The sequence below is a fragment of the Burkholderia territorii genome (assembly GCF_001718335.1).
GTDB lineage: Bacteria > Pseudomonadota > Gammaproteobacteria > Burkholderiales > Burkholderiaceae > Burkholderia > Burkholderia territorii.
Map to the genome: position 1 here is coordinate 196,670 of NZ_CP013365.1, position 26,996 is coordinate 223,665.

Genomic DNA, 26,996 nt, shown 5'->3' on the forward strand with positions numbered 1-26,996 from the left:
CGTGACGACCCCACTCGATCAATACGCGAACCAGTACGTGCGGTTCGAAGACGAACGCACGCGGCCCGTGCGCGACCTGCTGGCCGCCGTGCCGGATACGCGGATCCATACCGCCATCGACATCGGCTGCGGGCCCGGCAATTCGACCGAAGCGCTGATCGCGCGCGCGCCCGACGCGACGGTTCGCGGGATCGATGCGTCGCCGGACATGATCGCGGCCGCGCGCAAGCGCCTGCCCGCGCTGCGTTTCGATCTGGCGGACGTTTCCACCTGGGACGATCCGGGCCGCTACGACCTGATTCTGTCGAACGCGGTGCTGCAGTGGGTGCCCGCGCACGACACGCTGTTTCCCGCGCTCGTCGACCGGCTCGCGCCGGGCGGCCATCTCGCGGTGCAGATGCCCGACAACCTCGACGAACCCGCGCACCGGCTGATGCGCGAGGTCGCCGCGGCCGGGCCATGGGCGCACAAGCTCGAGGGTGCGGCGCGCACCGAGCGGTTCGACGCGCGGTATTACTACGCGCTGCTGTCGCCGTCGTGCTCGCGCGTGGATGTCTGGCGCACGACTTACTACCATCCGTTGCGCGGCGGGCTCGATGCGGTCGTCGAATGGTTCAAGGGCAGCGCGTTGCGGCCGTTTCTCGCGGCGCTGGACGAAAGCGAACGCGATGCGTTCGTCGCGCGCTATCGCGATGCGCTTGCCGGGCCGCGCGGCTATCCGCTGCTCGACGACGGCAGCGTGCTGCTGCCGTTTCCGCGCCTGTTCATCGTCGCGACACGGAAGTAACGCGAAAGAACGCGAAAGCGGGACCGGTGCGGGACTGCGGCTTGTGCTCAGGTCAGGACGGCTGCCGCATCGATTCCGGATCGACCGTCCGGCTCTTCGCGGACTGCCCGTCCCGCAGATCCTTGTACCAGAAGAGGGCGACTTCCCCGTCGTTCGCGCCGTCGGCGTACAGGAAGCGGTCGTGTCCGCCGATGACGAAGCCGGCGCGCGCGTACGTGCAGCAGGCCGCGACGTTGTTCGCCTGCGTTTCCAGCCGCATGAAGCCGAAGCCGCGGTTGCGCGCCCACGCTTCCGCGGCCGCCAGCAGGAACTGGCCGATCCCTTGGCGCCGGCAATCGCGGTCGACCGCGAGTTCCGCGATCTCGGCCATCCCGTTCCAGCTTTCGGTGATTGCGATGAATCCCGCGAGGCGCCCGCCCGCGCTCGCGCGGAACAGCGCGGTGCCGCCGGACGCCTCGCGCGCCCAGCCGGCCGGATCGAAGCCGTAGTCCTTGCGCCGCACGGGCAGCGCGCGCAAGTCGAGCAGATCCTGGTACGGCGCATTCAGCTCCCACGCGATCTCGAACGAAAAGTCGCATCCGTTCAGTTCGTCGGCGGGCAGATCGACCGCCTGTTCGATGCTGATGTGCTCGGCTCGGTGCATGTGTCGGTGTCCTGTCTTCAGCGGGATTGCCGGGTGTTCTTTCCGGGGCGAGCGCCGTCGCGTCGCGGCGGGTTGGATCGCGCCCGTTCCAGTGTCGAATTGCTGCGCTCGCACAATGCTTCCCCCCGCGGCGCGATTCAACGCCCGATTATGCGGGATATCGGCGCGGGCGCCGCACCTGGAACGCGCATGCAACGTCGCGATGCATCGGCACCGCCCGCGATATATTCAGCGCTGCATATCGAAACGACGAGGGACTGGACGCTCCGGATTCAGCAGCACGGGAGCATCGAGTTGAATTCGATGTGGTGGGAGCAACCCGAAGAGAGGGGAGACGCGAGGCCGAGTGGTTCGCTGGGCAGGTACGGGCGCGGAGTCGAGGCACATTGATACACGAACTCCCCCGGATTTTGCGAGCACGCGACGCGGTATCACGGCTGGCTGAATGAGGATCGGGCTCCGCCGTGTTGGCGCGTGGCGGCCGATGAAGCCGTCTGGAGTCAAGCAGTCGGCGAAACAGATGCCGTGTGGAGTCGATATGCCAGTCTTGGTGTTCGTTCGTTCTCCGCATGAGTGCGCACGGGTGGCGCACTCATGCGGTTGCATCGCGAAGACCGGCGCGACTCGCGACATCGCATCATGGCTTTCCAGACTGGCTCGATGGCAGTTCGATCAGGTCATCGACAGGAACATCAAGTGCGCTGGCCAGCTTCGACATCGCGTCAGTAGTGCCAACACGCTGACGGGTTTCCAACTGGCTGAGATAGGGCTTGCTGATCCCCGCTCGTGCTGCAAGCACGTCTTGGGTCATGCGGCGATGATTGCGCCACGCGCGAACGGGATGATCGCCTGCCAGTTCGGCATCGAGTACGGCGGCCGGGATGCGGTGGCCGTCGTCGCTTGCCTTGGCGTGCGCGAACAGCGCTTCATCTTCGAGTTCTTCCAGCAGGCCCTTCACGCGGTCCCACAGTTCGATCGGAACCACCGCAAAGGCTCGGTGGCCGTCCTGCTCGATAAATTGAACTTCGGTCATTTGTAGGCACCTCCACGGGGTTTGACGGCCAGCACAATGATTACAACGCGGCCATCTTCGATTTCATACAACACGCGCCAATCTCCCACTCGGAGCCGGTAGCCGGGCTGGCCCGCCAGCTTCTTCGCGTTCGGATTCGGTGCGTAGGGATCGGCCGCCAGTACGTCGATCTTTGCCCGAATCGTCACCGAAATATTGCGCGGCATCGCCTTGAGGGCTTGGGCGGCTTGTTTGGTGAATTCGATCGAGTACATAGCCCGAATGTTAGCAAATTGCTAACAATAATGCAAACAAAGTTAGCTGAGGTTTGGCGCGTGGCGCGACAACCGATAAAGCCCGCAGGCACTGTGGAGGGTGTTCGTCGTCGCGAAGGCGGTTACATGAGAAATGCCCGGGACCATCGGAACCAAGCTCGGCGTCGTCCGAGCCGAGCACGAAGGCGGCGCTGGCGCGACCTTCGTTCACGGCGACCATCCGGACATGCACGCATGCACGTGCGCCCGCACGCGCCACGCGTCATTCACGGCCGGTCGTGCCGCACCGGCGCACCACCGGATGCGCGGGCATCGCCCTGTACGAATCAGCGGCGACGCGCGCCGCGAACGCGCGTCGCCTGCCGCTCGTCAGATGCTGATCGCGACCGGGCCGGCCAGCGGCGTGTAGCCGTCGTCGAAGAGGAACCACGCATCGTACTGGCCCGACGGCAGCGCGCTGTTCGCCGTCGTCGAGAACAGCAGCGACCCGGTGCTCTTCGGCAGATATGCCCACGACTTGTAGCCGCCCTTGGTCGGTTGCGCGCCGCGCGGGTAGATGCCGACCCAGTTCTTCGGGCTGTGGCGCCACGGCGGCACGACGTAATCGAACCGCAGCGTGCCGTACGACGCTCCCTGCGACGACAGCGCGGGCACGAACTTCCCGTTGGTATTGCCGATCGCCGAATCGGTCAGCAGCGCGCCCGCTTGAGCCTGCACGCAGCCGGCCACGCGGCGCAGGAAGTTCGGATCGTTCGCGTCGCGGATGCTCGCGTCGTACCAGCCGGCGTCGCCATACCACGTGACGGCCTGCGTCGCGCCGGCCGGCACGCTGACCGACTGCGGCGTGTTCATCCCGTACGCGTTGTCGACGAGCTGGAACGTCGTCGCGCTCGCTCCGGCAGTGTTGTCGAGCGTGATCTGCACGTTGCCGTTCTGCACGTCATAACAGAGGCTCACCTCGGCCGACGAACCGGCATTTCCCGACGCGCCGACGTTGCCGCGGAACGTCTGCACGAATCCGTTCGGCCCGTAGACGGAATAGTCGTAGCCGCCGGCCGAATTCAGCGCGAGCGAATCGGACAGCGTCGTGCACGCGCTCGCGCCCGCGCCGATCGTGTATTGCCTCGGGATCGTGCTGGTGCCGTCGACCCACACCTGCAGATGCACGCCCGCCGCGCCGGTATTGGTCATCGTCAGCGCAAGCGCCTTGCCGGACCGGTTCACCTTGCCCTGCACGAAGAACTCGTACGGCAGCCGGCATGCGGCATTGCGGCCGGCCGTTTGTGCCGGCACGGCGGTGGTGGTCGCCGGCGGGATGATGACCGTCCAGCCGTTCGGATCCATGTTGCTGGCCGGGCTCGGGATCGCGGGCACCGTCTGGTCGGCATTGGTGAAGTCGAACGCCGACGTGAGATCGCCGCACACGGTGCGCCGCCACGGCGTGATGTTCGTTTCCTGGAGCCCGAAGCGCGTTTCCAGAAAGCGGATCACCGACGTGTGGTCGAACACCTGCGAGTTGACCTTGCCGCCTTTCGACCACGGCGAGATCACGAACATCGGCACACGCGGGCCGAGGCCGATCGGCACGTCGCCGCTTGCCGAACCGTCGGACGCCGCGCCACTGCCGCCGACGAATTCGGCCGCGGTCGAGACCGTCGACTTTCCGGTGCCGGTGTATGCGCTGGCGGGCACGGCCGGCGGCACATGATCGAACAGGCCGTCGTTCTCGTCGTACATCACGAGCAGCACCGTGCTGGCCCAGACCTTCGGATTCGACGTCAGCACGTTGAGGACGTTGCTCACATACCATTCACCGCCGCTCGCGGCCCACGACGGATGTTCGCAGTACGCGTAGGGCGCGGCAATCCACGATACCTGCGGCAGCGTGTCGTTCGCGACGTCGGCCTGCAACTGGCTGAACAGGCGCGTGTCGTACTCGGTGCCGCCGCCCGTCGGATCGATTTGCGTGCCGTTGAGCGCCGGCGCGAGCGGATCGTTCGGGCCGAGATTCTGATACTGCTTGAAGTTGAGGATGACGTTGTCGCCGTAGTTGCCGTTCCACCAGAGATCCTTGCCCGAGCCGTTGTATTCGCCGTGGCCGTGGGCGGCGTCGAGCCCGTTGCCCTTGTCCTGGTAGAACTTCCACGTGACGCCGGCCGCGTTCAGCCGCTCCGGCATCGTGGTCCAGCCGGTGCCGGTCATCGTGTTGGTCGTATACGGCGTATAGCCAGGCACGTTGCCGCAGCAACCCGTCCACAGATACAGGCGGTTCGGGTCGGTCGGCCCGAGCATCGAGCAGTGGTAGCTGTCGCACACGGTGAAGGCGCTCGCCAGCGCGTAATAGAACGGGATGTCGTTCTGCGTGAAGTAGTACATCGTGCCGCTGGTCTTCGCGCCGGCCCAGTTGTCGTAACGGCCGTTGTTCCACGCGCTGTGCGTGCCGCTCCAGCTATGGTCGAGGTCGCCGTAATAGGTGTCGCCGTTCGCGCTGCCGGCCGGCGGAGACGGGTTGAACGGGAAGACGTACGACAGCAGCCATGGCTGGCGCCAGACCGGATACCCGCTCGAGATCACGACCGGGCGCGGATCGCCGAAGCCTCGCGCGCCGCGCAGCGTGCCGAGGTAATGGTCGAACGACCGGTTTTCCTGCATCAGGATCACGACGTGCTTGACGTCCTGGATCGTGCCGGTGACGGTCGCCGCCGGAATCGACTGCGCGCGCAGGATACTTTCGGGCAGCATGCCGGTGACGGCCGTGGCGCCCGCGAGCTTCAGCGCATCGGCCAGGAACTGACGTCGTGTCGTGGATTTGTTTTGCATGTTCGCTCTCTGTCATGAGTCGCCGGACGGACAGCCGGACGCAGCCGCGCTTCACGCGCCGCGCGTTGCAACGGCAGTCGCGCCGGGCAAGGGCACGTGCCCGTCAGTGGCAAGCCGTGGCGCAGTGCAGCACCGGCGCGGCGGCCGTGCTCGACACCGATGCGCGGTTCGCGGCGAGGTTGCCGGCCGCGCCGGAATCGCCATCGCCGCAACCGGCGAGTGCGCAGAGAAGCGCGATCATGAGCGCGCCACGCCATTGCGGAACATGACTTTCGTTGGTGGCGCGTGGAGCGGCGTTGTCGCGACTCGATTCGAGTCGGATTCCTGAGTGATGGATGTGCGTCGTTCCTGTTCCTGCTTTCATTGCCCCTCCAGAAATGAAATGAACAGCGGAGAATATCGTCCGAACCGGAACAACTTCATGACAGGCCGGACGCGCGTGCCGGCGACGTGCGGCAGCCTTGCTTCATGATGGGTCGCGCCCGGTTGCGCGACGTACTACGACAACGGCACGCCGTCGATCGAATCGCCGTGGAAGCGGGTTCGTTCGACTTCCGACGGCATATGGCCGGGCGACACGCGTCGCGTGTTCGTGCGCGTGCGCCCTTCTTCACGACAACGCCAGCACGCCGGTGCCGCGTCCGGGGAATCATCCGCCTGACGCGCCGCCTTCGGTATCGAGCGCGACGCCGAGTAGATGCTCGATTCCATACCGGGCAGCGATCGGCTCCGTGACGAACGCGTTGGCGTCGATCACCCGATCGCGCGCATCGCGTGACGCAGTTCCTGGTAGCTGCGCAGGCCCGTCACGCCGAGTTCGCGGCCGATCCCGCTGAGCCCGAAACCGCCCCAGCACACGTGCGGGTAGATGAGCTGCGGTGCATTGATCCACACGAGGCCGGCGCGCACGCGTTTCTGAAACTGCTTCGCGATGTCGGCGTCGCGCGTCACGACCGTCGCGACGAGCCCGTAGCGCGTGTCGTTCGCGAGCGCGATCGCCTCGTCGTCGGTGCGGAACGACTTCACGCACGCGACCGGGCCGAACACTTCGTCGGTCCACAGCAGGTTGTCGGCGGCCGGCTCGGCGACCACGACCGGCGCCATGAAGAAGCCGTTGCCGCCGCTCTCGGCGACGCGGCCGCTGAACGCGACGCGCGCACCGGCCGCGATGCCTTGCTCGAGCAGCGCCTCGACGCGCGTGCGCTGCGCGGCGGAGATCAGCGGCCCCATCGCGACGTGTTCGACGGAAGGCGGCGCGACGATCAGCGCGCGCACGGCCGTTTCGAACGCGGCCATGAAGCTGCGGTACAGGCTGTCGTGCACCAGGATGCGCGCGGTGGCCGAGCACATCTGGCCCGCGTTCGTGAACGCGCCGGCCACTGCCAGCGACACCGCCATGTCGAGATCGGCGTCGTCGCGCACGATCAGCGACGACTTGCCGCCGAGTTCGAGCGTCACGCGCTTCATGTCTTCCGCCGCGGCCTGCATGACCTTGCGACCGGCGGCCGTGCTGCCGGTAAACGAGATCTTGTCGATCAGCGGATGCGCGGTCAGCGCCGCGCCGACTTCCGCGCCGCCGTTCACGACGTTGACGACACCGTCCGGCACGCCGGCTTCGGCGATCAGGTCGAGCAGTGCGTGCTCCGCCGGCGACGTCAGTTCCGACGGCTTCATCACGACCGTGCAGCCGGCCGCCAGCGCGGGCGCGAGCTTCCACGCGGTCGTGACCATCGGGAAGTTCCACGGCATGATCAGCGCGGCCACGCCGACCGCGTCGTGAAAGCGCTCGGCCGCGACGGCGTCGCTCGGCAGCGCGACCGGCTCGGCCGCGAACAGCGCCGGGTTCTCGCACAGTTGCGCGTAGTACGCGAACGTCGCGGCAACGTCGCCGACGTCGGCGTCGGCCTCGAACGGCGGCTTGCCGCTCACCTGCATCTGGAGCGCCGCCAGGCGTTCGCGATTGGCTTCCACGCGTTCGGCAATCGCCGCGAGCAAGCGGCCGCGCTCGGCGGGCGGCGTGTCGCGCCAGCCTGCGAACGCGTCGCGCGCGGCGCGGACCGCGGCATCGACGTGCGCGGCCGTCGCGAATTCCTGCCAGCCGATCGTCTCGCCGGTCGACGCATTGAAGATCGACGCCCCGGCTTCATCGGAGTGCGTGCGCACGGGATGGCCGGCGATGCGTGCGGCAGGCAGCACGACGGGCGAGGTGGAAGAGGAAAGATCAGCGGTGGTCATGAACGTTTTCCTGTCGATCGGGTTAGCGGCACGCGACGCCCGGCATCACGCAGAGCATCTCGAACGCGAGGTTCGCGCCGACGAGCGCGGTGGTGCCGTTCGGATCGTACGGCGGCGACACTTCGACGAGATCCGCGCCGACGAGGTTCAGTCCTTTCATTCCGCGAATGATCTCGAGACCCTGCTGCACCGACAGCCCGCCGATTTCCGGCGTGCCGGTGCCGGGTGCGAACGACGGGTCGAGACCGTCGATGTCGAAGCTGAGGTAGACCGGCGTGTCGCCGATGCGTTCGCGCACTTGCGCCATCAGCGGCGCGAGCGACTTGTTCCAGCACTCCTCCGCCTGCACGACGGTGAAGCCCTGCTGGCGGCACCAGTCGAAATCCTCGGCGGCGTAGCCGGTGCCGCGCAGGCCGATCTGCGTGACCTTGTCGCATTGCAGCAGGCCATCCTCCACCGCGCGGCGGAACGGCGTGCCGTGCGCGATCTTCTCGCCGAACATCGTGTCGTTCACGTCCGCGTGCGCGTCGACGTGCACCACGGCGAGCTTGCCGTACTTTTTATGCAGCGCGCGCAGGATCGGCCATGCGATCGTATGGTCGCCGCCGAGCGTGATCGGCCGGCAGCCGTTCGCGACGATCTCGTCATACGCGTGCTCGATGCGACGCACCGAATCCTTCAGGTCGTAAGGGTTGGTCGCGACGTCGCCGATGTCGGCGACCTGCAGCGAATCGAACGGCGCCGCGCGCGTGGCCATGTTGTACGGGCGCAGCAGCACGGATTCGGTGCGGATCTGACGCGGGCCGAAGCGCGAACCCGAGCGGTTCGACGTGCCGAGATCGAGCGGCACGCCGACGAAGCATGCGTCGAGGCCGTCGGTCGTGGCGGCCTGCGGCAGGCGCATCATCGTGGCGATGCCGCCAAAGCGCGGCATCTCGTTGCCGCCCATCGGCTGGTTCAGTTCGCGGTGCATGAAGCCGTCTCCTCTTTCTGATGAAAAGCGATCGGCCGATGGTAGAGGAGAACGCGGACGCGAAGATCCTGAAGTCGCGACGTTTACATCGACGCGATTCGATGCGAGTGGCGCCGCCGCATCGACGCGGCATGACTCGGCGGGCGATCGGCGGCCGGTCGGCGGGCGTCGGCGTCGGAGCGGATCAGCGCGCGATCGCGGGCGGGGACGTGTCGTCGCCGTCGTGCGCCGCAGCAGCACGAAACGCCGGCGCGGCCGATCCCCATGCCGCAAGCTCGCGCTTCGTGCGCACGCCGAGCTTCGCGAACGCGCGCTTCACGTACGACTCGGCCGACGCGACCCGCACGCCGAGGATGTCGGCGGTTTCCGGCACGGTCTTGCCGGAGATCAGATGCTTGCACGTCTCGTATTCGCGCTTCGACAGCTTCACGCCGTCGGCCGCGATCCGTGCGTCGAACAGCGCGAGCGGATGCACTTCGGGCGTCGGATGCGCGACGCGCCGCGCCGCGGTGGTCGACGCGTGCAGTTCGAGCAGCGGGAACAGCACGTCGCTGATGCTGCGAAAGCGGTTCATCTCGGCGAGCGTGAACGGCGGTCGGTCGCGGCCGCGTTCGAGCGCGATCGAATGCTGTGCGTAGCGGGTGCCGCGTGCGAGCACGCATTCGTGGCCGATATGCACGTCGTCGAACAACCGTTGGCGGAATTCGCCGGGCGGAATCGCCGCGATATCGCGCACGACCAGCATCGTGCCCGTCTTGCCGCGCAGCCCCGCGAACAGCGGGTCGCTGTCGAGGAAGCGCTCGTAGTAGAGCGTCATCACGTCGGAGATCCCGGCGGTCGCGGTGCCGATGCCGCTGCTGCCGATCCATTCGCAGCGGTAGCCGGTGGGCATCGTGCCGTCGACGCGCGACCGTTCGACATGCGCGACGTCGAGCGGCACCACGTCGTTCAGCAATTGCGTGAGGCGCGGCACGAAGTGCGGCGTGCCGACCGTCTCGATCAGCTCGCCCAGCGCCTTGAACGACACGTCGAAGCGGTCGGTGTCGCGGTGGAAGGGGTTCACGTTGAGCAGCATGCGGTTCCCCGGTGAAAAGCGGCGGCGATTTTAGCGTCGCAAGCCGAACGCGTCATTAGGGGGAAATACGGTACGGAGTCCTGCGACGTCGCGCGCCGGAAAACGCGGCTTGTCCCCCCCGAAGGGGGGCATACCGGGGCAGTGTAAATGAGTAACTTTGTCTCTGCTTTTTTCAATCGAGAGACGAAAGATTCAGATGACCAAACTGATCAAGGACATCCTGCCGCTCGGCGCAGGCATTGGCGAATTCACGAAGCTCGACTTCGGGATGGACGAAAGCGACTGGCGCGCGGCCGAAGGCAGGAGCGGCAGCTACCTCATCGGCTGGTGGGAAGGCAAGGTCGGCTCGGTGGAGTTTCCGGAAACGGCGGCGGACGAGGCGGTGTGGCTCGTCGAGGGCCGGATCGCGCTGACCGACGTGGAAGGCAATCGCAAGGAATTCACGCCGGGCCAGGGCTATTTGCTGCCGGCCGGTTTCGCGGGCCGCTGGGAGACGATCGAGGACGCGAAGAAGTTCTACGTGCTGCTCGAGAAGTCGTGATGCGCGGCCGCCGCCGTGGTGCCGTCGTCGGATCGACGCGGGCCCGGCGGCGGTTGCATGTTCGATCGGCCGCGATCACGCGGGATGGCTGGGATCATGGAAATGGAAGTCAACGAAACAACGCTGGCCGCGCCGGCACACGCGCATGACGCGCGTCGCGCGCCGGTCGCACTGAGCGCCGCCGAGGCGCTCGCGAACACGAAGCTGTTCCCGTACTGGCTCGACAACCCGGCCGCGCCGGCCGCCGAGCCGGAACTCGTCGGCGACGCGACGGCCGACCTGCTGATCGTCGGCGGCGGCTTCACCGGGCTGTGGGCGGCCGTGCAGGCGAAGGAACAGATGCCGCACCTGAACGTCGTGCTGATCGAGGCGGGCAAGGTCGCGCACGGCGCATCGGGCCGCGCGGGCGGAATCATCTCGACGTCGGTGATGCACGGGCTGCCGAACGCGGTGCGCGTATTTCCGAACGACATCGCGCAGCTCGAGGCTTTCGGCCATCGCAACCTCGACGGCTTCGAGGAAACGCTGAAACGCTACGACATCGACGCCGACATCGAATGGAACGGCGAGATGACGGTGGCGGTCGACCCGGCGCACCTCGCGCACCTGAAGGGCGACTACGACCTGCACCGCCAATACGGACACGACGTCGTGCTGCTCGATCGCGACGAAACGCTCGAGCAACTGAATTCGCCGCTGTTCGCGGGCGCGCTCTGGTCGCGCAATCGCAGCGGCATCGTGCATCCGGCGAAGCTCGCGTGGGGGCTCAAGCGTGCGGCGCTGTCGCTCGGCGTGAAGCTGTACGAACATACGCCGCTCGTCACGGTGACCGACGAAGGCGCCACGGTGTACGTGAAGACGCCGAAGGGCGGCGTGCGCGCGCCGCGCGTCGTGTTCGGCAGCGGCACGGCGAAGGTCGGCATTCCCGACATCAACCGCCGCGTGATGCAGGTGCGCGACCACGTGCTCGCGACCGAGCCGCTGACCGACGCGCAGCTCGCGCGGATCGGCTGGAAGAATCGCCAGGGCGTGTACGACACGCGCACGCAGCTCAACTATTTCCGGCTGACGAAGGACAACAACATCATCTTCGGCGGGCTGGTCAGCTATCACTTCGACGGCGATCCCGAGCCGCACCAGGACGGCGAGCGCGAAACCTACTACCGGCTCGCGGAGGCGTTCCACCGCACGTTCCCGCAGCTCGCCGACGTGCGCTTCTCGCACGCGTGGGGCGGCCCGATCGACTACTGCTCGCGCGGCTCGGTGTTCGCGAAGCGATATCTTGGCGGCAAGGCCGTGTTCGTCGCCGGCTACACGGGCTTCGGCGTCGCGGCGAGCCGGTTCGGCGCGTTCATGGGTCTGAACATCCTGTTCGATCGCGACAGCCCGGAGCGCAAGCTCGACATCGCGAACCAGAGCCCGAGCTACATCCCGCCCGAGCCGGTGCGCTGGGTCGCCGCGAAGATCACGTTCCATGCGTTCGACGGCGCGGACGCCGAAGGCGGCTGGAAGCGTGCGTGGATCAACGGGATCAAGGCGATGGGCTTTCCCATGTGAACGGTGCGCGATGTCCGCGCGACCAGTATGGCGCGCGCCGTTGCCGATGGCGACGCGCGTCCGGCAAGGTTCATCGGCGACGACGGCCGGTGTCGCGCCGGCCCGACAACGCGCTCACGCGCAGCGGCTCGAAGCATGTTTTCGAATACCACCGATCTCGATCTCCGGCTCATCCGGGTCTTTCTCGCCGTCGTCGACGCACGCGGCATCACGGCCGCCGAGGCCTCGCTCGGCGTGCGCCAGTCGACGATCAGCACGCAGTTGTCCGCGCTCGAAGCGCGCGTCGGTTTCAAGCTGTGCGATCGTGGCCGCGGCGGCTTTCGGCTGACGTCGAAGGGCGAACGCTTCGCGGCCACGGCGCGCACGCTCGTCGCCGCGACGTCCGAGTTCGTCGCGCGGGTGCGCGACATCGACCGCAAGCTGGTCGGCACGCTGTCGATCGGCCTGATCGGGCAGGCGCCGCTCGTCGAGAACGCGCGCCTGGCCGAGGCGATCGGCGCGTTCCGCAAGCGCGACCAGGCCGTCACGTTCTCGATGAAGGTCGCGTCGCCGCAGGAACTCGAGGAAAGCCTCGTCAACAACCAGCTCGATCTCGCGATCGGGTATTTCTGGCATCGCGTGCCGGGGCTCGACTACACGCCGTTGTTTACCGAGGAACAGGTGATCTACTGCGGGCGCGGGCATCCGCTGTTCCATGCGTCGCGGCCCGTGTCGGCCGACGACCTGCAGGCGCACGACTGGGTATGGCGCACCTATCCGGTGCCCGAGGAGCAGTATCCGCTGCCGGAGCGGCGCGTGACCGCGAGCGCGGACAGCATCGAGGCCGCGACGATCCTGATCCTGTCGGGCGGCCATCTCGGCTATCTGCCCGCTCATTACGCGGAGCCGTTCGAGCAGCGCGGGCTCGTGAAGGCCATCGGCCGCACGACGTTCAGCTTCGACGTGCCGCTGCATCTCGCGATGAAGCGTAGCGCGAACGGCAAGCCGATCGTCGACGCGTTCTGCGAGGATCTGCTGCGCGCGTTCAACATCAAGGCGATCGCGCTGGCCGCGTAGCGCGGTGCCTGTTCAGGCGTCGATGCGCTCGACCTTGCCGACCAGCAGCCCGTACGACAGGCTGCCCGCGAGCGCCATCGCCGCGATATAGGTGATCGCGCGCGAGAAGTCCGCACCGTCGACGAGCAGCCCGATCACGATCGGCGTCGCGATCGCCGCGAGGTTGCCGACGAGGTTGAACACGCCGCCCGTGAGGCCAAGCAGCCGCGCGGGCGCGAGGCCCGACACCAGCGACCATGTGATCGAGGCGAAGCCGTTGCCGAAGAAGGCGATCGTCATGAACGCGATCACCCAGCCCGTCGACGTCACGTAGTTCGCGCCGATGATCGAAGTCGAGATCAGCAGCCCCGAGATGATCGGCAGCTTGCGCGCGAAGCCCTGCGACGCGCCGCGCCGCATCAGCCAGTCCGACAGCAGGCCGGAGCACAGCACGCCGACGAACGCGGCGAGAAACGGCAGCGACGCGAGAAAGCCCGACTTGATGAAATCCATCCCGCGATACTTGACGAGATAGGTCGGGAACCACGTAAGGAAGAACCACAGCGTCGAGTTCAGCGCGAACTGCCCGAGATAGATGCCCCACAGCTTGCGTCGGCCGAGCACGACGCCGAGGTCGCGCCACGTCGACGGCGTGCGCGCGCTGCGCGCGGCGACGCGGTCCTCGAGGTCGACGAGGCCACCGCCGTCGCGGATCGACGCGATCTCGGCCGCATTGATGCCGCGAAACGCGCGCGGCTCGCGATACACCGCATACCAGACCGCGGCCCACGCGATGCCCGCGACGCCGGTCGCGACGAATACCATGTGCCAGCCGAGATGCACCTGCAGCCATGCGAGCACGGGCGTGAGGAACGCGAGGCCGACGAACTGGCCCGACGTGTAGCCGCCGATTGCGCTGGCGCGCTCGCGAGTCGGGAACCACGTCGTGACCACGCGATTGTTGATCGGATAGGCGGGCGCTTCGAGCGCGCCCACCGCGAGGCGCAGCACGATCAACCCGACGAACGACCCGGCGAAGCCGAGCAGCACCGTCGCGGCCGACCACAGCGCGAGCGCACCCGCATACAGCACGCGCGGCGACACCTTGTCGACGAGCCAGCCGCCGGGGATCTGCATCAGCGCATAGGTCCAGCCGAATGCCGAGAAGACGAGGCCCGCGCGGACGGGATCGATGTTCAGTTCCTTGAACAGCGCGGGCGCGGCGATCGACAGGTTGCTGCGGTCGAGATAGTTGATCACGACCGTGACGAACAGCAGCGCGAGGATGATCAGGCGCTTGCGGCTCGGCGGCGCGGCGACGGCGGCAGCCGCGGACGCCGACATGCGGCAGGTGGAATCGGGTGCGGTGTCGGCATGCGCGGGCGATTGTGCCGACGGGTTGGCATGCGTGCGCGACGCGGAATGGGCCACGGTCGTCTCCTGAGTTCTGTGTCGGCCGTCGCCCGCGTGGCGGGGGCGGCCGTATCCAATGGCATTGGGCGAACGTTAGGGCCGTGGCGCAGTGCGCGTCAACATTTGGGCAGGCATCCCCATTAATGGGACGTTGTGCGCTCGATATGTGGGCATGTGAGGCGCGCAGCGCGAACGCGCGGGACGGGATCGAGTGCCGCGCCGGCGCGCTTACGTGCTTGCGCTGTCGTCGCGATATCCGCTCTTGCCGTCGAAGATTTCCTCGAGCGCGGCACGCAGCACGACCGGATCGTGCTCGCCGGGCGCGAGATGAATCACGTAGTGCGTGTTGCCGTCGAGGCGCGCGGCGGTGCGCTCGTCGAGTTCGACTTCGATCGTGTTGCCCGTGAGCCGAACCTTCAGATCGTTCACGTTCGCGGTGAGCTGGTCGTGCACCATCACCTCGATCGACGTTGCTTCCGGAAAGCGCAGCAGCGAGAAGCAATAGTTGCGCTCCGCATCGTGGCAATAGATGTTCGCGAAGCTTTCGTCGTCGTCGACGTCGGACGTAGCCGCGCCGACGGTGGCATGCAGTTCCATGTTGTTTCTCTCGATGAATGGGTTATCGGGGCGGCGTCGGCTTCGACCTCGTCGCGCGTATCGCACGCCTCACGGCCCGAACTCGCGCATGACTTCGATGCGGGCCGCAGTCGGTTGTCCTGGGCGGTCAGATCGTACTCGATGCGCACCGGCACTTCCGGGTGCACGGTGCGCCGCACGAAACCGGCGTCCTCGAGCGCGCGCGGATCGAGCGTCGGCATTCGCTGCGAATTACGCAGCGGGTCGACGCGCGGCTCAACACGTCGTGCTCGAAACGCACCGCATTTTCAGCGCGTCAGCGTCACGAACAGATAGCCGGCGTATCCGGCGCCGTTCGCCAGCAACGCCCAGATTGCGAGCCCGCGCGCACGCGCATTGACGCGCAGCCAGACCGCCGCCGCGAGCGTGATGACCACGCCGGTCAGCACTTCGGGGCGCGGCTCCCACGGCGTCAGCATGATGCCGATCGCCGGCAGCAGCGTGCCCTGGAACACCATCGCGCCGGTGATGTTGCCGAACGCGAGCGTGTCCTTCTTGCGACGGATCCACAGCACGCTGTTGACCTTTTCCGGCAATTCGGTCGCGATCGGCACGATGATCAGCGACAGCAGCAGCGGCGAGATGCCGAGCAGGTGCGACACGCCCTCGACGCCATGAATGAAGCCCTTCGCCCCGCCGACGAGCAGCGCGACGCCGAGCGCGAGTTGCAGTGCGATGGTCGCGAGGTTGGTCGGCAGCCCGGCACGCGACAGGAACATCGCGTGCGGCGCTTCGGTGCCGTGGCCGGCATCGACGAGCTGCGTCGACGCGCGGAACGTCATCACGACATACATCGCATAGACGCCGACCAGCATCGCCGCGAGGAGCGCGCGCACCGCCCACACGTGATGCGGAACGAACATCGCAACGGTGGCGAGCGTGAACGCGGCGATGAAGTAGTTCAGGTCGCGCACGAAGCCGCTGCGCTCGGGGGCGATCGTTCCCGTCAGTCCGCGCGAGCGGATCACGGCGAGCGCCATCAGGAAAGTCGTCAGCGTTGCGAGCATCAGCGGCGCGCCGAGAATCGCGCCGACGCCGATCTCCTCGTTGACCGCCGCGTTCGACGTGCCGCCGGCGAGCGCGAGCAGCGGCACCATCGTTTCGGGCAGCGCGGTGCCGACGGCAGCGAACAGCGACCCCGTTACGCCTTCCGAAATCTTCAGGCGCTCGCCGAGATGTTCGAGTGCGTTCGTGAAGAGTTCGGCGGCGACCAGGATGACGATCAGCATGAACGCCAGTTCGACGAGCATCAACGTCATGCGGCACCTCCGCAGGCAGGCACGCAGGCAGTGGCGAATCGGACGCCGCGAACGAAATGCAGGGGGAAGGCTGAAAGGAACATGGGGGCTCCGTGGTCGGACGTGGACGAACCATGACGCATCTGCCGACGTCCGACCAGGAACGACGCGATGCGTCGATGGTCTCGCCAGACCAATGCGGCCGAACGCGCCACGGCCGCCGGCCGAGTGTGTTGACGCGTTCGCTTTCCGGGGAAGGAAAGCAGGCTACTCCCCAAAGACGAAGGGCAGTCTAGCCGAGCCGGCCGCTTTCGGCAAGCGCGTACGGCCATATCCGTTGGCGCGTGTGGTCGAGCCGCCGCGTGACGGATGTCCATGCGGTATCGGGAAGCACGCGGCGTGCGCGCGTGGGTGGCATCGTCCGCGCGTCACGAAACGCGGGCCGGGAAGTGAAGCGCGAAGGTCGTCCGTCCGTCGCGGCTCACGACCTCGACCTTGCCGCGATGCAGCTCGACGATCGACTTCACGATCGCCAGCCCGAGCCCGGCGTTGCGCGCAGCGCCGTGCCGCGACGAATCGATTCGGTAGAAGCGCTCGAAGATCCGCTCGATCTGCTCGGGCGGAATCGCGGCGCCGCGGTTCGTGACCTCGACGACCGCGTAATCGGGCCGGCTCGATACGGTCAGCTCGATCGTCGATCCGGCTTCCGCGTGTTCGAGCGCGTTCGAGACGATATTGCTGACGGCGCGGCGGAACAGCGTCGCGTCCGCGACGACGGGCGCCGCGCCGTGCACGTCGAGGCGCACGCCGGTCTCGTCGGCCAGCGACTGGAAATACGACGCAAGGCGGCGCAGTTCGTGGCCCGCGTCGAGTTCGACCGTCTTCAGGTGTTGTTGCGCGTTGTCCGTGCGCGCGAGAAACAGCATGTTCTCGATCATCCGCTGCAACCGTTCGCATTCCTCGATGTTCGAATCGATCAACGCTTCGTATTCGTCGGCGGTGCGCGCACGCGACAGCGTGACCTGCGACGAGCTGATCACGTTCGCGAGCGGCGTGCGCATGTCGTGCGCGAGGTCGGACGAAAACTGCGACAGCCGCACGAACGCGCGCTCGAGCCGGTCGAGCATCCGGTTGACCGACGTGGCGAGCTCGCGCAGCTCGATCGGGCCGGCGCGCGCATCGAGGCGCGCGGCCAGGTTGTGCGCCTCGATACGCGACGTTTGCCGGCCGAGGCTCTCGACCGGGCGCAGGCCGCGCGACGCGACCGCGTGGCCGAGCGCGCCGACCAGCAGCGCGCCGATCGCGGCCGCGAGCCAGATGTCGACGCGATAGCTTTCGAGCAGCGACTGGCGATCGGTCGCCGTGCGCGCCAGCGCGACCTGAATGGCTTCGCCCGACGGCAGTGTCGCGCGCGCACGGACGCAGCGCGACGTGCCGATGCCGGGCGGCGAGCACGTGAACGGGCTGGCGGTCTCGCTCGCCGCGCCGGCCGGCTGCGGCCGCGCGATCACCGACGCGAGCGTATGGCCGGCTTCGTCGGCGTGTTCGACGAGCGGACGGTTCGCATCGTCGTAGATGCCGAGATAGACGCCCGGATGCGACAGCAGCACCTCGTGAAAGACAGCCGGATCGGCACGCAGCGCGGCCGTCGAACCGCTCGCCCGCGCAAGCTGCAGGAACTGCTTGAGCTTGCCGGTGATCTCGATGTCGTCGCGCCGCGTCAACTCGGCGGACAGCGAGCGGTACAGGTACGCGCCGGTCAGCGCGAACACGAGTGCGGCCACGACCGCGAACGCGAGCGTGAGGCGCCGGAGCAGCGAATAGGGCGCGGCGCCGCTGCTCACGCGCGATCCTCGAACACGTAGCCCATTCCGCGGATCGTGTGGATCAGCTTCTTCTCGTAAGCGTTGTCGATTTTCGCGCGCAGGCGCTTGATCGCCGCATCGACGACGTTTGTGTCGCTGTCGAAATTCATGTCCCAGATCTGCGACGTGATGAAGGTGCGCGTCAGCACCTCGCCCTCGCGTTCCGCAAGCAGCTGCAGCAGCGCGAACTCCTGCGCGGTCAGGTCGATGCGGGCGTCGGCGCGCCGCACGCGGCGCTTGATCAGGTCGACTTCGAGATCGGCGATGTGCAGGATGTCGCGGGCATTGCGCGGCACGCGCCGCAGCAGCGAGCGGATGCGGGCGAGGAATTCCGCGTATGCGAACGGCTTGAGCAGGTAGTCGTCGGCACCCAGTTCGAGGCCGGTGACCTTGTCCTCGGTCGCTTCCCGGGCCGTGAGCAGCAGCACCGGCGTCTGCTTCTGCGCGCGCAGCCGCCGGAGCACCTCGAAGCCGTCGAGTTCCGGCAGCATCACGTCGAGCACGACGAGATCGAAATCCTCGTGCAGCGCGAGGAACAGCCCGTCCTGGCCGTTTTCGGCCACGTCGACCGTGTAGCTCGCCTCCGTCAGCCCCTTGCGGAGGTACGACGCCATCTTCGGTTCGTCTTCGACTATCAGTATCCGCATGGTGAAGCAGGCCGTTCGTGATTCCAGCCGGTGAGTGTAATGCGTGAGTTTACGGCACGGCGCGTGCCCGAAAGATGACGGCCGGATGACGGAATTTTCATGAAGCGCGCGAGCGATGCGGCGATCGCGCTTCATGAAAATCCGGTCATCTTTCGACCATGTCGTCGTCACGGCGGTGGCGATAAGCTGCGGCCGTCTCATATCCGGAGCGCGTCGTCGCGGCGCCGCTCCCGTTCATTCGGTCATCGTTTGCCTGATTCCGCATCCATGTCGTACTGGCGCAAATTCATCCTCGTCGTGTTGCTGGCGCTGTGCGTGCCGATCCAGTCGTTCGCGGCCGTGTCGACGCAATGCGCGGGCGCGGCCGTGCCGCATGCGGGGGCCGATGCATCGGCTGCATCGCAGGCGATGCCGAGCGTGCACGGCGAACGGCATCGGCACGGCGAACACGCACGCGATGCTACGCGTTGTTCCGCTTGCGGATCTTGCTGTTTCGGCTCGGGTATCGCGCAGGTGCCTGCCGTGCCCGTGACGTCGGACGGCGGCCGCGCGATCGTTTCCTCCGTGCCGTCGGTGGTCGCCGTGTCGTTCCTGACCGGCGGCATCGACCGGCCGCCGCGCCGGAATCCCGTCTAGTCCGTGTCCGTGGCCGACCGGCCGCGATCCGCAAACCGTGCCGGCGAATGCTCGACGCCGGCCGCACGATTCACGACGAGATACATCCATGCGATCGATTATTGCGGCGCTGCTTGGCGCGGCGGCCCTCGTGCCGTCGCTCGCGCCCGCGCAAACCAATTTTCTCGATCCGGCCGACGCGGCCGCATCGGTGCCGGACGTCACGGTGACGTCCGCGTTCGACGGCTACACGCCATATCGGGACGATGCGGGCCCGGGCTGGAAGCAACTGAACCGGGACGTGATGGCGCGGCCCGCGAAGGGCAACGTCACCGGACACGCGAAACCCGGAAATGCGGCAGGCGGCACGGCCCATTCGATGCACGGAGAGGCCGCGCGATGACGAGACTGGCGATTTCACCGCGAATCGGCGCCGTGGCGCTCGTGCTGGCATTGCTCGCCGGCTGTACGACGTTCTCGAAGGATGGCGGCTTCGACACCGTGTCGTCCGTTGCATCGGAGCGCATCGGGAAGGACGCCGTGATCGTCAGGACCGACGCCGACCGCGCCGCCGTCGACCAGCGGACGAAGGCGTTGCTTGCGACGCCGCTGTCGATGGACGACGCGGTGCAGCTCGCGCTGCTGAACAACCGTGGGCTGCAGGCGTCGTACGCGGAGCTCGGGCTGTCGGAGGCCGATCTGGTGCAGGCCGGCCGGCTGCCGAACCCGCGCTTCTCGTTCAGCCGCACGCGGGCCGGCGACGGCGAACTGAGCCTCGGCCGTACGTTCTCGGCCAACGTGTTCGCGCTGCTGACGTTGCCGCTCGCGACGAACATCGAGCGCCGCCGTTTCGAACAAACGCGGCTCGAAACGGCCGACGCGATGCTGAAGGTCGCGGCCGACGCACGCCGCGCGTATGTCGAAGCGGTCGCCGCCGAGCAGGCCGCGAACTATGCGCGACAGGTCCGCGACGCCGCGAGTGCCGGCGCCGAACTCGCGCTGCGCATGCGTCGGGCCGGCAACTTCAGCCGGCTCGACTACGCGCGCGAACAGGCGTTCCATGCGGACGCGGTCGCGCAGCAGGCGAAGGCGCAGCAGCAGGCCGTGGCCGCGCGCGAGAAGCTTACGCGCGCGATGGGCCTGTGGGGCGAGCACACGCGGTACGCGCTGCCCGAGCGCTTGCCCGACCTGCCGAACGCCCGCCCCGATCTGCCCGATCTCGAACGCTATGCGATGCGCAACCGCCTCGACATCCAGGCCGCGAAGCTGCAGACGCAGGGCGTCGCGTCGTCGCTCGGGCTCAGCAAGGCGACGCGCTTCGTCAACGCGGTCGATCTCGGCTACGTGAACAACTACGAGACCGGCAAGGGGCACGAGCACGGCTACGAGATCAGCGTCGAGATTCCGCTGTTCGACTGGGGCAGCGCGAAGGTTGCGCGGGCCGAGGCCGTCTACATGCAGTCGGCGAACCGGCTCGCGCAGACGGCGATCGACGCGCGCTCGGACGTGCGCGAATCGTACGCGGCATATACGACGAGCTACGACGTCGCGAAGCACTATCGCGACGAAGTCGTGCCGCTGCGCAAGACGATCTCGGACGAGCTGCTGCTGCGCTACAACGGGATGCTCGCGAGCGTGTTCGAGCTGCTGGCCGATGCGCGGGAGCAGGTCGGCGCGGTCAACGGCTACATCGATGCGTTGAAAGATTACTGGCTCGCCGAAACGGATCTGCAGGCGGCCGTCGGCGGCCGGCTGCCGACCGCGGAGGCGACTCAGCCGACTCAGCCGACGCAGCCGACGCAGCCGGCAAAACCCGCGCCCGCGCCCGCCGCACCCCCGGCCGACGCTGCGCCGCAGCCGGCTTCTTCACCCGTGGCGCAACCGGCGCCCGCAACGCATCCGGAAGGTCATTGACATGGTGTCCCGTCGACAATTTCTCAGCGGCTCGGGCGCCGCGCTGCTCGGTGCGGCGATGGTCAGCAAGGCCGGCGCCGCATCGCTGCCCGAAGCGCCCACGATGGCGAAGGCCGGCACGCAGCCGCCGCTCGTGCCGCCCAACGGCCGCCCGTACACGCCCGTCGCGACGCTGAACGGCTGGACGCTGCCGTGGCGCATGAAGAACGGCTGGAAGGAGTTCCACCTGACGGCCGAGCCCGTGGTGCGCGAGATGGCGCCCGGGATGAACGCGAACCTGTGGGGCTATAACGGCCAGTCGCCGGGCCCGACGATCGAGGCCGTCGAAGGCGACAAGGTCCGGATCTTCGTGACGAACCGGCTGCCCGAGCACACGACGATCCACTGGCACGGGCTGCGGTTGCCGAACGGGATGGACGGTGTCGGCGGCCTCACGCAGCCACACATTCCGCCGGGCAAGACCTTCGTCTACGAGTTCCAGCTGCAGGCGCACGGCACGTTCATGTATCACCCGCACGCCGACGAGATGGTGCAGATGGCGATGGGCATGATGGGCATGTTCATCGTGCACCCGAAGGATCGCGCGACAATGCCCGTCGATCGCGACTTCGTCTTCCTGCTCGCCGCGTACGACATCGATCCGGGCAGCTACACGCCGCGCGTGAACGAGATGACGGACTTCAACATGTGGACGTTCAACTCGCGCGTGTTTCCGGGCATCGACCCGCTGCCGGTGCGCGCGGGCGACCGCGTGCGGATTCGCTTCGGAAACCTGACGATGACGAACCATCCGATCCACCTGCACGGCTACAGCTTCGAGGTGGCCGGCACCGACGGTGGCTGGATTCCGCCGGCGGCGCGCTGGCCGGAGGTGACGGCCGACGTCGCGGTCGGCCAGATGCGCGCGATCGAGTTCACCGCCGATCGCCCGGGCGACTGGGCGTTTCATTGCCACAAGTCGCATCACACGATGAATGCGATGGGGCATCAGGTGCCGAACCTGATCGGCGTGCCGCAGAAGGATCTCGCGAAGAAGATCGGCAAGCTCGTGCCGGACTACATGGCGATGGGCAGCACGGGCGGCGCGATGGGCGGCATGGACATGCCGCTGCCCGACAACACGCTGCCGATGATGACGGGCACGGGACCGTTCGGGCCGCTGGAGATGGGCGGCATGTTCACGGTGCTGAAGGTTCGGCAGGGGCTCGGCCGGGACGACTATCGCGACCCGGGCTGGTTCCGGCATCCGAGGGGCACCGTCGCGTACGAGTACACCGGCGAATTGCCGGACGGTTGAGCCGCGGGCAGCAGGTGGCGGCCGCGACGATCCGGCCGCCGGTTTTCGTTTCATTCACTCAGGAGCACATACGATGAAGAAGACACTGGTTTCCATTGCAACGGGTTGCATGCTGGCATTTTCCGTCGCGTCGTACGCGGCCGGCGACATGGCCGGCATGGACATGAGCGGCGGCGCGATGCACGAGATGTCGCACGGCGAGATCCGCAAGATCGATACGGGCACGGGCAAGCTGACGATCAAGCACGGCCCGCTGGACAACCTCGGGATGGACGCGATGACGATGGCGTTCAAGGTGAAGGACCCGGCGATGCTGTCGCAGGTGAAGGTGGGCGACAAGATCGACTTCGTCGCCGAGGACGTAAACGGCACGTTGACCGTCGTCGAGTTGAAGAAGCCGTGACGCGGGCATGACCATGAAAACGACCACTTTCGGGCGGCTGGCCGCCCTTGCCGCGGCCGGCGCGATCGCCGCCGCCGTGCCGGCCGCGGCATTCGCGCACGGCAAGCTGGAAAGCGCCGTACCGGCGACGGGCAGCGCGCTCGACACCGCACCCGACACGTTGCGGCTGACGTTCAACGAAGACCTCGAAGCGGCATTCAGCTCGGTGAAGGTGTCGGACGGGAGCGGCAATCCCGTCGCGCACGAGAAGGCGAAAGTCGATGCGTCGAACCCGCGCGTGATGACCGTCGCGATGCCGAAGCTCGTGCCCGGGGCATACACGGTGCAGTGGGTGGCGATGACGGCCGACGCGCATCGCACCAAGGGAACCTATTCGTTCAGGGTGAAGGGATGAACGAGGGTTTCGTCGGCCTCCTGAGGCTCGTGGCGGTGGCGATCCAGAACACCGGGTTCGCGGTGGTCGTCGGCGCGCTGCTGGGCAGCCACTGGCTCGCGCGCGGCGAGTCGGCGTGGCAGCACGGCATCGCGCGGCGTCTCGTTGCGACGCTGCGCATCGCGTCCGTCGTGTCGCTGCTCGCGAGCATCGTCGCATTCTGGGCGCACTGCGCGTTGATGAGCGACGTGTCGATGCTGCACGCCGGGCCGGCCGTGTGCTCGATGCTCGCCGGCACCGGCTTCGGCCACGCGTGGCTGGCCGGCGCGGTGTTCGCGTCCGTCGTCGTGTTGCTGTCGTTGATCCGGGATGCGAACGATACGCGCTTTCCGTTCGCGATGTGGGCGGCGCTCGCGGGCGTCGCACTCGCGCGCAGCAACGGCGGGCATCCGGTCGATGCGGGGTGGTTCAGCGTGCCGGTATGGGTCGACTGGCTGCATCTGCTGGCGATCAGCGCGTGGGTCGGGCTCGTGTTCGTGACGGCGTTCGGCGTGATGCCGCGTCTTGCCGGCATGCCCGCGCGCGAACGCACGACCGGCGCATCATTCGTCCAGTCGTTGTCCGATGCGTCGACGTATGCGTTGATCGTGCTGTTCGCGACCGGTGCTTACAACGGCTGGCGCGGTGTCGATACGCCGGTGAACCTGCTTGCGTCGACATACGGGCAGATCCTGCTGTTCAAGCTTGCGCTCGTGCTGATCGCGGCGGCGCTCGGCGGGCACAACCGGTTCTTCGAGATGCCGAAGCTGCTGGCCGCGCTGAAGGACCCGGACGCCGCGACGCCGGCCGGCCCGTTGCGCCGCTTCGGCGCGGTATTGCGGATCGAGGCGGCCGTGCTGGCCGGCGTGCTGATGGTGGCCGCCGTGCTGGTGTCGAGCGCGTTGCCGGGGACGGTCTAGCGGCACGGTCGGCGAGCGAGGCGTCGGGAAATCGTCGGAGAAAGGGCGGTTTTGATCAGACGATTTCCGCTTTCGCCTCGTGAGCGCAAGGCCGATCGCCATCGTAGCGCGATGCGGAAATTACAACCATCTGTCTTTTGGTTACTAAAAACTGTCACCGAGCGCCGCTAAGCTTTCGCCACCCTCACAACCGGGATTCCCCGTCATGCGCTCGACAATCCGCCTGTTTGCCCCGCTATTGCTGCTGCCCACGCTTGCCGCTCCCGTCTTCGCCGCCACCGCCGCGCCCGTCAGTCCGAACTGCGGCGGCAGCACGACGCCGATCGCCGACATCCAGGGGCCCGGCGCGCCGTCGCCGCTCACGGGCCAGAACGTGTCGATCGAAGCGGTCGTCACCGCCGATTTCGGCGGCGCGGACGGCTTCGGCGGCTTCTTCGTCCAGCAGGCCGACGCGCAGCGTCGCAACCAGCCGGGCGTGTCCGAAGGCCTGTTCGTCTATGCGCCGAAAGTGCGCGCGAAGGCCGGCGATCTCGTGCACGTGACGGGCAAGGTCGAGGAAAAATACGGGCAGACGCAGCTCACGCTGTCGGGCGCGATCGCGGTGTGCGCGAACGGCCAGACGGTCACGCCCGCGACGCTCACGCTGCCGGTCGACAGCCCGAGCACGTTCGCCGCGTATGAAGGGATGCGCGTGCGCCTGCCGCAAACGCTCACCGTCACCGAAAACTACGAGCTGGGCCGCTACGGCAGCGTGATGTTGAGCAACGGCCGCCTGCGCACGCCGACCAGCGTGGTGCCGCCGTCGCAGGCGCAGACGCAGATCGATGCGAACGCACGCAACCGGCTGATCCTCGACGACGGCTCGAACAAGCAGAACCCGGCGACCGTGCCGTATCCGGCGCCGGAACTGTCGGCCGCGAACACGCTGCGCTCGGGCTACACCGTGCGCGACGTCGAAGGCGTGCTCGAGGTGCGCTACGGTGCATGGCGCGTGCAGCCGCTGCCCGGCGCGGCCGCGCCGACGTTCGACACGCGTTCGAATCCGCGTACCAACGCCCCGGCACGCGATCCGAAATCGAACCTGCGCGTCGCATCGTTCAACGTCCTCAACTATTTCAACGGTAACGGTCTCGGCGGCGGCTTCGACGATCCGAACAACCGTGGCGCGAAGACCTATCAGGAATTCCAGCGCCAGGAAGCGAAGATCGTCAGCGCGCTGAAGGCGCTCGACGCCGACGTGATCGGCCTGATGGAAATCCAGAACAACGGCTATGGCGAATTGAGCGCGGTGCGCCAGCTCGCCGCGAAGCTCGGCAGCAACTGGCGCGTCGTCGATCCGGGCACGTCGCGCCTCGGCGGCGACGCGATCGCCGTCGCGATGATCTACGACAGCCGCGCGGTCGAACCCGTCGGTCGCGCGGCGACGCTCGCGATCGACGACAAGAACCGCCAGCCGCTCGCGCAGTCGTTCCGCCGGATCGGCGGCAAGCAGGCACTGACGATCGCGGTCAACCACCTGAAGTCGAAGAACTGCCCCGACGCGGCGAACGACGACCTCGACCAGGGCGACGGCCAGGGCTGCTGGAACCCGACGCGCACGCGCGCGGCCGCAAAGCTGGCCGACTGGCTTGCCGGCACGCCGACGGGCGTCGCGGGGCAGGGCACGCTGTTGATCGGCGACTTCAACAGCTACACGTATGAAGACCCGATCCGCCTGCTCGAATCGCGCGGCTACCGCAACCTCGTGTCGCGCTGGATCGGTGCCAACGCGTACAGCTACGTGTACAACGGCGAAGCCGGCTACCTCGATCACGCGCTCGCATCGCTGCCGCTCGCGTCGCACGTGAAGGCCGTGCACGAATGGCACATCAACGCGGACGAGCCGCTCGCGCTGCAGTACACGCTCGCGTACAAGTCGGCCGAACAGCAGAAGACGTTCTATGCGCCGGATGCGTATCGTTCGTCGGATCACGATCCGGTGCTGATCGATATCGCGCTGCCGGGCGGCGGGCGCTGATCGCTGAATCGGGTATCTGCATGACGGCGTGCGGCGTGACCGCGCGTCGTCGCGCGGGCGGCGGCAGCGCTGCTCGCGCGATCTCTCTGCGTCGGACATGACGTGCCCGCTTCGTGATCGCTGCAATCCGATCCGGAAAGCGCGGCGCGAATAAGCGCGTCTCCAGTGCGAATACCCGCGTATTACGCATCAATGCCGTTCCGCGCACTTGCGGTTTCATTCTGGCATCGAGTAAATAATTCCGTCACGTGTCCCTTGAATAATCGAAATCGGTATTTTGTGGATGACGCTCGTCTTTATTCAATGAATCGCGCTAATCGACAAGAGATAATTAAAATGAAAGAAAACTCCTGTCGATTTGAAGGGTTTTCGCGCGCGATTCAAATACCCGCCGCCCGCTGCGGGAAATACGCAAAACCGGCCGCAGTTCAAGAATATTGATCCCCCGCTACCTGCCCGATTCGAACATTCGTTTTTCTTTCAAATCCCAGACACTGATCGCCGTTCGCATCATAAGAGATTTTTTAATATCCGAATGATCTTTGACAACGCGGCGCAGCACCGCCTATTTTTGTGATGTCGTAAATTTTGGTAATACGATAAGTCGTAGAAACTGCAAGGGGGCGGCGTTCCCGCATCATTCTCCGCCAGCAGTTTGCTGTGTCT

At 67.0% G+C, this 26,996-nt stretch carries 25 protein-coding genes, 1 pseudogene and 1 riboswitch; of the genes and pseudogenes, 12 read left to right on the plus strand and 14 right to left on the minus strand.

Annotated features, from left to right (window positions below; all coding sequences use genetic code 11):
- Position 1 precedes the first annotated feature (1 nt).
- A complete protein-coding gene (gene tam, locus WS51_RS00955) occupies positions 2–787 on the plus strand; it encodes a trans-aconitate 2-methyltransferase (protein ID WP_059447605.1) in 786 nt (261 codons plus the stop codon).
- A gap of 52 nt (positions 788–839) precedes the next feature.
- Here the strand turns inward: tam and WS51_RS00960 are convergent, their stop codons facing one another.
- The 8 genes from WS51_RS00960 to WS51_RS01005 all read right to left on the minus strand — a co-directional run bounded on the left by WS51_RS00960 (position 840) and on the right by WS51_RS01005 (position 9,820).
- Positions 840–1,430, minus strand: a complete 591-nt coding sequence (locus WS51_RS00960; RefSeq protein ID WP_059508107.1) for a GNAT family N-acetyltransferase — start codon at positions 1,428–1,430, stop codon at positions 840–842.
- A 637-nt stretch (positions 1,431–2,067) separates the two neighbouring features.
- Positions 2,068–2,463 (minus strand): helix-turn-helix domain-containing protein, encoded by a 396-nt coding sequence (locus tag WS51_RS30430; protein ID WP_081333513.1) that lies wholly within the window; start codon positions 2,461–2,463, stop codon positions 2,068–2,070.
- Complete coding sequence (locus WS51_RS00970) at positions 2,460–2,717, minus strand: type II toxin-antitoxin system RelE family toxin (protein WP_059791276.1); 258 nt, start codon at positions 2,715–2,717, stop codon at positions 2,460–2,462. The genes WS51_RS30430 and WS51_RS00970 overlap by 4 nt, the downstream gene beginning before the upstream one ends.
- Before the next feature lie 369 nt (positions 2,718–3,086).
- On the minus strand, positions 3,087–5,537 hold the full coding sequence (locus WS51_RS00980) for a phosphocholine-specific phospholipase C (protein WP_069228441.1): 2,451 nt from the start codon (positions 5,535–5,537) through the stop codon (positions 3,087–3,089).
- A gap of 103 nt (positions 5,538–5,640) precedes the next feature.
- Positions 5,641–5,778, minus strand: a complete 138-nt coding sequence (locus WS51_RS32740) for a hypothetical protein (protein WP_230938201.1) — start codon at positions 5,776–5,778, stop codon at positions 5,641–5,643.
- A 512-nt stretch (positions 5,779–6,290) separates the two neighbouring features.
- The gene (locus WS51_RS00995) at positions 6,291–7,772 is read right to left on the minus strand and encodes an aldehyde dehydrogenase family protein (protein WP_069228444.1); all 1,482 of its coding nucleotides are present in this window, start codon (positions 7,770–7,772) and stop codon (positions 6,291–6,293) included.
- Positions 7,773–7,794: 22 nt separating this feature from the next.
- Complete coding sequence (speB, locus tag WS51_RS01000) at positions 7,795–8,745, minus strand: agmatinase (protein ID WP_059508113.1); 951 nt, start codon at positions 8,743–8,745, stop codon at positions 7,795–7,797.
- 184 nt (positions 8,746–8,929) lie between these two features.
- Positions 8,930–9,820 (minus strand): helix-turn-helix transcriptional regulator, encoded by an 891-nt coding sequence (locus WS51_RS01005; RefSeq protein ID WP_069228445.1) that lies wholly within the window; start codon positions 9,818–9,820, stop codon positions 8,930–8,932.
- 196 nt (positions 9,821–10,016) lie between these two features.
- On the opposite strand from WS51_RS01005, the gene WS51_RS01010 reads away from it, so the two are divergent.
- From WS51_RS01010 to WS51_RS01020, 3 genes are all read left to right on the plus strand, one after another.
- A complete protein-coding gene (locus WS51_RS01010) occupies positions 10,017–10,361 on the plus strand; it encodes a cupin domain-containing protein (RefSeq protein ID WP_060296650.1) in 345 nt (114 codons plus the stop codon).
- A gap of 96 nt (positions 10,362–10,457) precedes the next feature.
- On the plus strand, positions 10,458–11,918 hold the full coding sequence (locus WS51_RS01015) for an NAD(P)/FAD-dependent oxidoreductase (protein ID WP_059508116.1): 1,461 nt from the start codon (positions 10,458–10,460) through the stop codon (positions 11,916–11,918).
- Between the two features lie 135 nt (positions 11,919–12,053).
- Positions 12,054–12,974 carry a LysR family transcriptional regulator gene (locus WS51_RS01020; protein ID WP_059447618.1) on the plus strand — a complete coding sequence of 307 codons (921 nt, stop codon included), beginning with the start codon at positions 12,054–12,056 and terminating at the stop codon, positions 12,972–12,974.
- A 12-nt stretch (positions 12,975–12,986) separates the two neighbouring features.
- Here the strand turns inward: WS51_RS01020 and WS51_RS01025 are convergent, their stop codons facing one another.
- The 6 genes and pseudogenes from WS51_RS01025 to WS51_RS01045 all read right to left on the minus strand — a co-directional run bounded on the left by WS51_RS01025 (position 12,987) and on the right by WS51_RS01045 (position 18,752).
- Complete coding sequence (locus WS51_RS01025) at positions 12,987–14,384, minus strand: MFS transporter (RefSeq protein WP_059847100.1); 1,398 nt, start codon at positions 14,382–14,384, stop codon at positions 12,987–12,989.
- 210 nt (positions 14,385–14,594) lie between these two features.
- Positions 14,595–14,963: a hypothetical protein gene (locus tag WS51_RS01030; RefSeq protein ID WP_059791286.1), complete on the minus strand. Its 369-nt coding sequence runs from the start codon at positions 14,961–14,963 to the stop codon at positions 14,595–14,597.
- A gap of 69 nt (positions 14,964–15,032) precedes the next feature.
- A pseudogene (locus WS51_RS33020) lies at positions 15,033–15,193 on the minus strand (winged helix-turn-helix transcriptional regulator); the annotation flags it as partial.
- Positions 15,194–15,250: 57 nt separating this feature from the next.
- Positions 15,251–16,261: a sodium:calcium antiporter gene (locus tag WS51_RS01035; protein WP_059447620.1), complete on the minus strand. Its 1,011-nt coding sequence runs from the start codon at positions 16,259–16,261 to the stop codon at positions 15,251–15,253.
- Between the two features lie 84 nt (positions 16,262–16,345).
- Positions 16,346–16,528, minus strand: a riboswitch (yybP-ykoY riboswitch).
- A gap of 140 nt (positions 16,529–16,668) precedes the next feature.
- A complete protein-coding gene (locus tag WS51_RS01040; protein ID WP_069228446.1) occupies positions 16,669–18,084 on the minus strand; it encodes a heavy metal sensor histidine kinase in 1,416 nt (471 codons plus the stop codon).
- Entirely contained in the window at positions 18,081–18,752 is a 672-nt protein-coding gene (locus WS51_RS01045; RefSeq protein ID WP_059508121.1) for a heavy metal response regulator transcription factor, read from the minus strand. Before WS51_RS01045 ends, WS51_RS01040 begins: the two co-directional genes overlap by 4 nt.
- A gap of 267 nt (positions 18,753–19,019) precedes the next feature.
- Between WS51_RS01045 and WS51_RS01050 the strand changes: the two genes are divergently transcribed.
- The 8 genes from WS51_RS01050 to WS51_RS01085 all read left to right on the plus strand — a co-directional run bounded on the left by WS51_RS01050 (position 19,020) and on the right by WS51_RS01085 (position 26,330).
- Positions 19,020–19,388, plus strand: a complete 369-nt coding sequence (locus WS51_RS01050; protein WP_059945185.1) for a hypothetical protein — start codon at positions 19,020–19,022, stop codon at positions 19,386–19,388.
- 88 nt (positions 19,389–19,476) lie between these two features.
- Positions 19,477–19,770 (plus strand): hypothetical protein, encoded by a 294-nt coding sequence (locus WS51_RS01055; RefSeq protein WP_069228447.1) that lies wholly within the window; start codon positions 19,477–19,479, stop codon positions 19,768–19,770.
- Complete coding sequence (locus WS51_RS01060) at positions 19,767–21,281, plus strand: TolC family protein (RefSeq protein ID WP_069228448.1); 1,515 nt, start codon at positions 19,767–19,769, stop codon at positions 21,279–21,281. Before WS51_RS01055 ends, WS51_RS01060 begins: the two co-directional genes overlap by 4 nt.
- Position 21,282: 1 nt before the next feature.
- Positions 21,283–22,578, plus strand: a complete 1,296-nt coding sequence (locus WS51_RS01065) for a multicopper oxidase family protein (protein ID WP_059770963.1) — start codon at positions 21,283–21,285, stop codon at positions 22,576–22,578.
- A 73-nt stretch (positions 22,579–22,651) separates the two neighbouring features.
- On the plus strand, positions 22,652–22,981 hold the full coding sequence (locus WS51_RS01070) for a copper-binding protein (RefSeq protein ID WP_059770965.1): 330 nt from the start codon (positions 22,652–22,654) through the stop codon (positions 22,979–22,981).
- Positions 22,982–22,994: 13 nt separating this feature from the next.
- Positions 22,995–23,375 carry a copper resistance CopC family protein gene (locus WS51_RS01075; protein ID WP_059546623.1) on the plus strand — a complete coding sequence of 127 codons (381 nt, stop codon included), beginning with the start codon at positions 22,995–22,997 and terminating at the stop codon, positions 23,373–23,375.
- Positions 23,372–24,313 (plus strand): copper resistance D family protein, encoded by a 942-nt coding sequence (locus WS51_RS01080; RefSeq protein WP_069228449.1) that lies wholly within the window; start codon positions 23,372–23,374, stop codon positions 24,311–24,313. The genes WS51_RS01075 and WS51_RS01080 overlap by 4 nt, the downstream gene beginning before the upstream one ends.
- Positions 24,314–24,518: 205 nt before the next feature.
- Positions 24,519–26,330, plus strand: coding sequence for an ExeM/NucH family extracellular endonuclease (locus WS51_RS01085; protein ID WP_069228450.1), 1,812 nt, complete (start codon positions 24,519–24,521; stop codon positions 26,328–26,330).
- Positions 26,331–26,996 lie beyond the last annotated feature (666 nt).

Excerpts from the sequence above, each read along its gene's own strand:
- WS51_RS00960 (WP_059508107.1), bottom strand. The coding sequence starts at position 1,430 with ATGCACCGAGCCGAGCACATCAGCATCGAACAGGCGGTCGATCTGCCC.
- WS51_RS30430 (WP_081333513.1), bottom strand. The coding sequence starts at position 2,463 with ATGACCGAAGTTCAATTTATCGAGCAGGACGGCCACCGAGCCTTTGCG.
- WS51_RS00970 (WP_059791276.1), bottom strand. The coding sequence starts at position 2,717 with ATGTACTCGATCGAATTCACCAAACAAGCCGCCCAAGCCCTCAAGGCG.
- WS51_RS00980 (WP_069228441.1), bottom strand. The coding sequence starts at position 5,537 with ATGCAAAACAAATCCACGACACGACGTCAGTTCCTGGCCGATGCGCTG.
- WS51_RS32740 (WP_230938201.1), bottom strand. The coding sequence starts at position 5,778 with ATGATCGCGCTTCTCTGCGCACTCGCCGGTTGCGGCGATGGCGATTCC.
- WS51_RS00995 (WP_069228444.1), bottom strand. The coding sequence starts at position 7,772 with ATGACCACCGCTGATCTTTCCTCTTCCACCTCGCCCGTCGTGCTGCCT.
- speB (WP_059508113.1), bottom strand. The coding sequence starts at position 8,745 with ATGCACCGCGAACTGAACCAGCCGATGGGCGGCAACGAGATGCCGCGC.
- WS51_RS01005 (WP_069228445.1), bottom strand. The coding sequence starts at position 9,820 with ATGCTGCTCAACGTGAACCCCTTCCACCGCGACACCGACCGCTTCGAC.
- WS51_RS01010 (WP_060296650.1), top strand. The coding sequence starts at position 10,017 with ATGACCAAACTGATCAAGGACATCCTGCCGCTCGGCGCAGGCATTGGC.
- WS51_RS01015 (WP_059508116.1), top strand. The coding sequence starts at position 10,458 with ATGGAAATGGAAGTCAACGAAACAACGCTGGCCGCGCCGGCACACGCG.
- WS51_RS01020 (WP_059447618.1), top strand. The coding sequence starts at position 12,054 with ATGTTTTCGAATACCACCGATCTCGATCTCCGGCTCATCCGGGTCTTT.
- WS51_RS01030 (WP_059791286.1), bottom strand. The coding sequence starts at position 14,963 with ATGGAACTGCATGCCACCGTCGGCGCGGCTACGTCCGACGTCGACGAC.
- WS51_RS01035 (WP_059447620.1), bottom strand. The coding sequence starts at position 16,261 with ATGACGTTGATGCTCGTCGAACTGGCGTTCATGCTGATCGTCATCCTG.
- WS51_RS01045 (WP_059508121.1), bottom strand. The coding sequence starts at position 18,752 with ATGCGGATACTGATAGTCGAAGACGAACCGAAGATGGCGTCGTACCTC.
- WS51_RS01050 (WP_059945185.1), top strand. The coding sequence starts at position 19,020 with ATGTCGTACTGGCGCAAATTCATCCTCGTCGTGTTGCTGGCGCTGTGC.
- WS51_RS01055 (WP_069228447.1), top strand. The coding sequence starts at position 19,477 with ATGCGATCGATTATTGCGGCGCTGCTTGGCGCGGCGGCCCTCGTGCCG.
- WS51_RS01060 (WP_069228448.1), top strand. The coding sequence starts at position 19,767 with ATGACGAGACTGGCGATTTCACCGCGAATCGGCGCCGTGGCGCTCGTG.
- WS51_RS01065 (WP_059770963.1), top strand. The coding sequence starts at position 21,283 with ATGGTGTCCCGTCGACAATTTCTCAGCGGCTCGGGCGCCGCGCTGCTC.
- WS51_RS01070 (WP_059770965.1), top strand. The coding sequence starts at position 22,652 with ATGAAGAAGACACTGGTTTCCATTGCAACGGGTTGCATGCTGGCATTT.
- WS51_RS01075 (WP_059546623.1), top strand. The coding sequence starts at position 22,995 with ATGAAAACGACCACTTTCGGGCGGCTGGCCGCCCTTGCCGCGGCCGGC.
- WS51_RS01080 (WP_069228449.1), top strand. The coding sequence starts at position 23,372 with ATGAACGAGGGTTTCGTCGGCCTCCTGAGGCTCGTGGCGGTGGCGATC.
- WS51_RS01085 (WP_069228450.1), top strand. The coding sequence starts at position 24,519 with ATGCGCTCGACAATCCGCCTGTTTGCCCCGCTATTGCTGCTGCCCACG.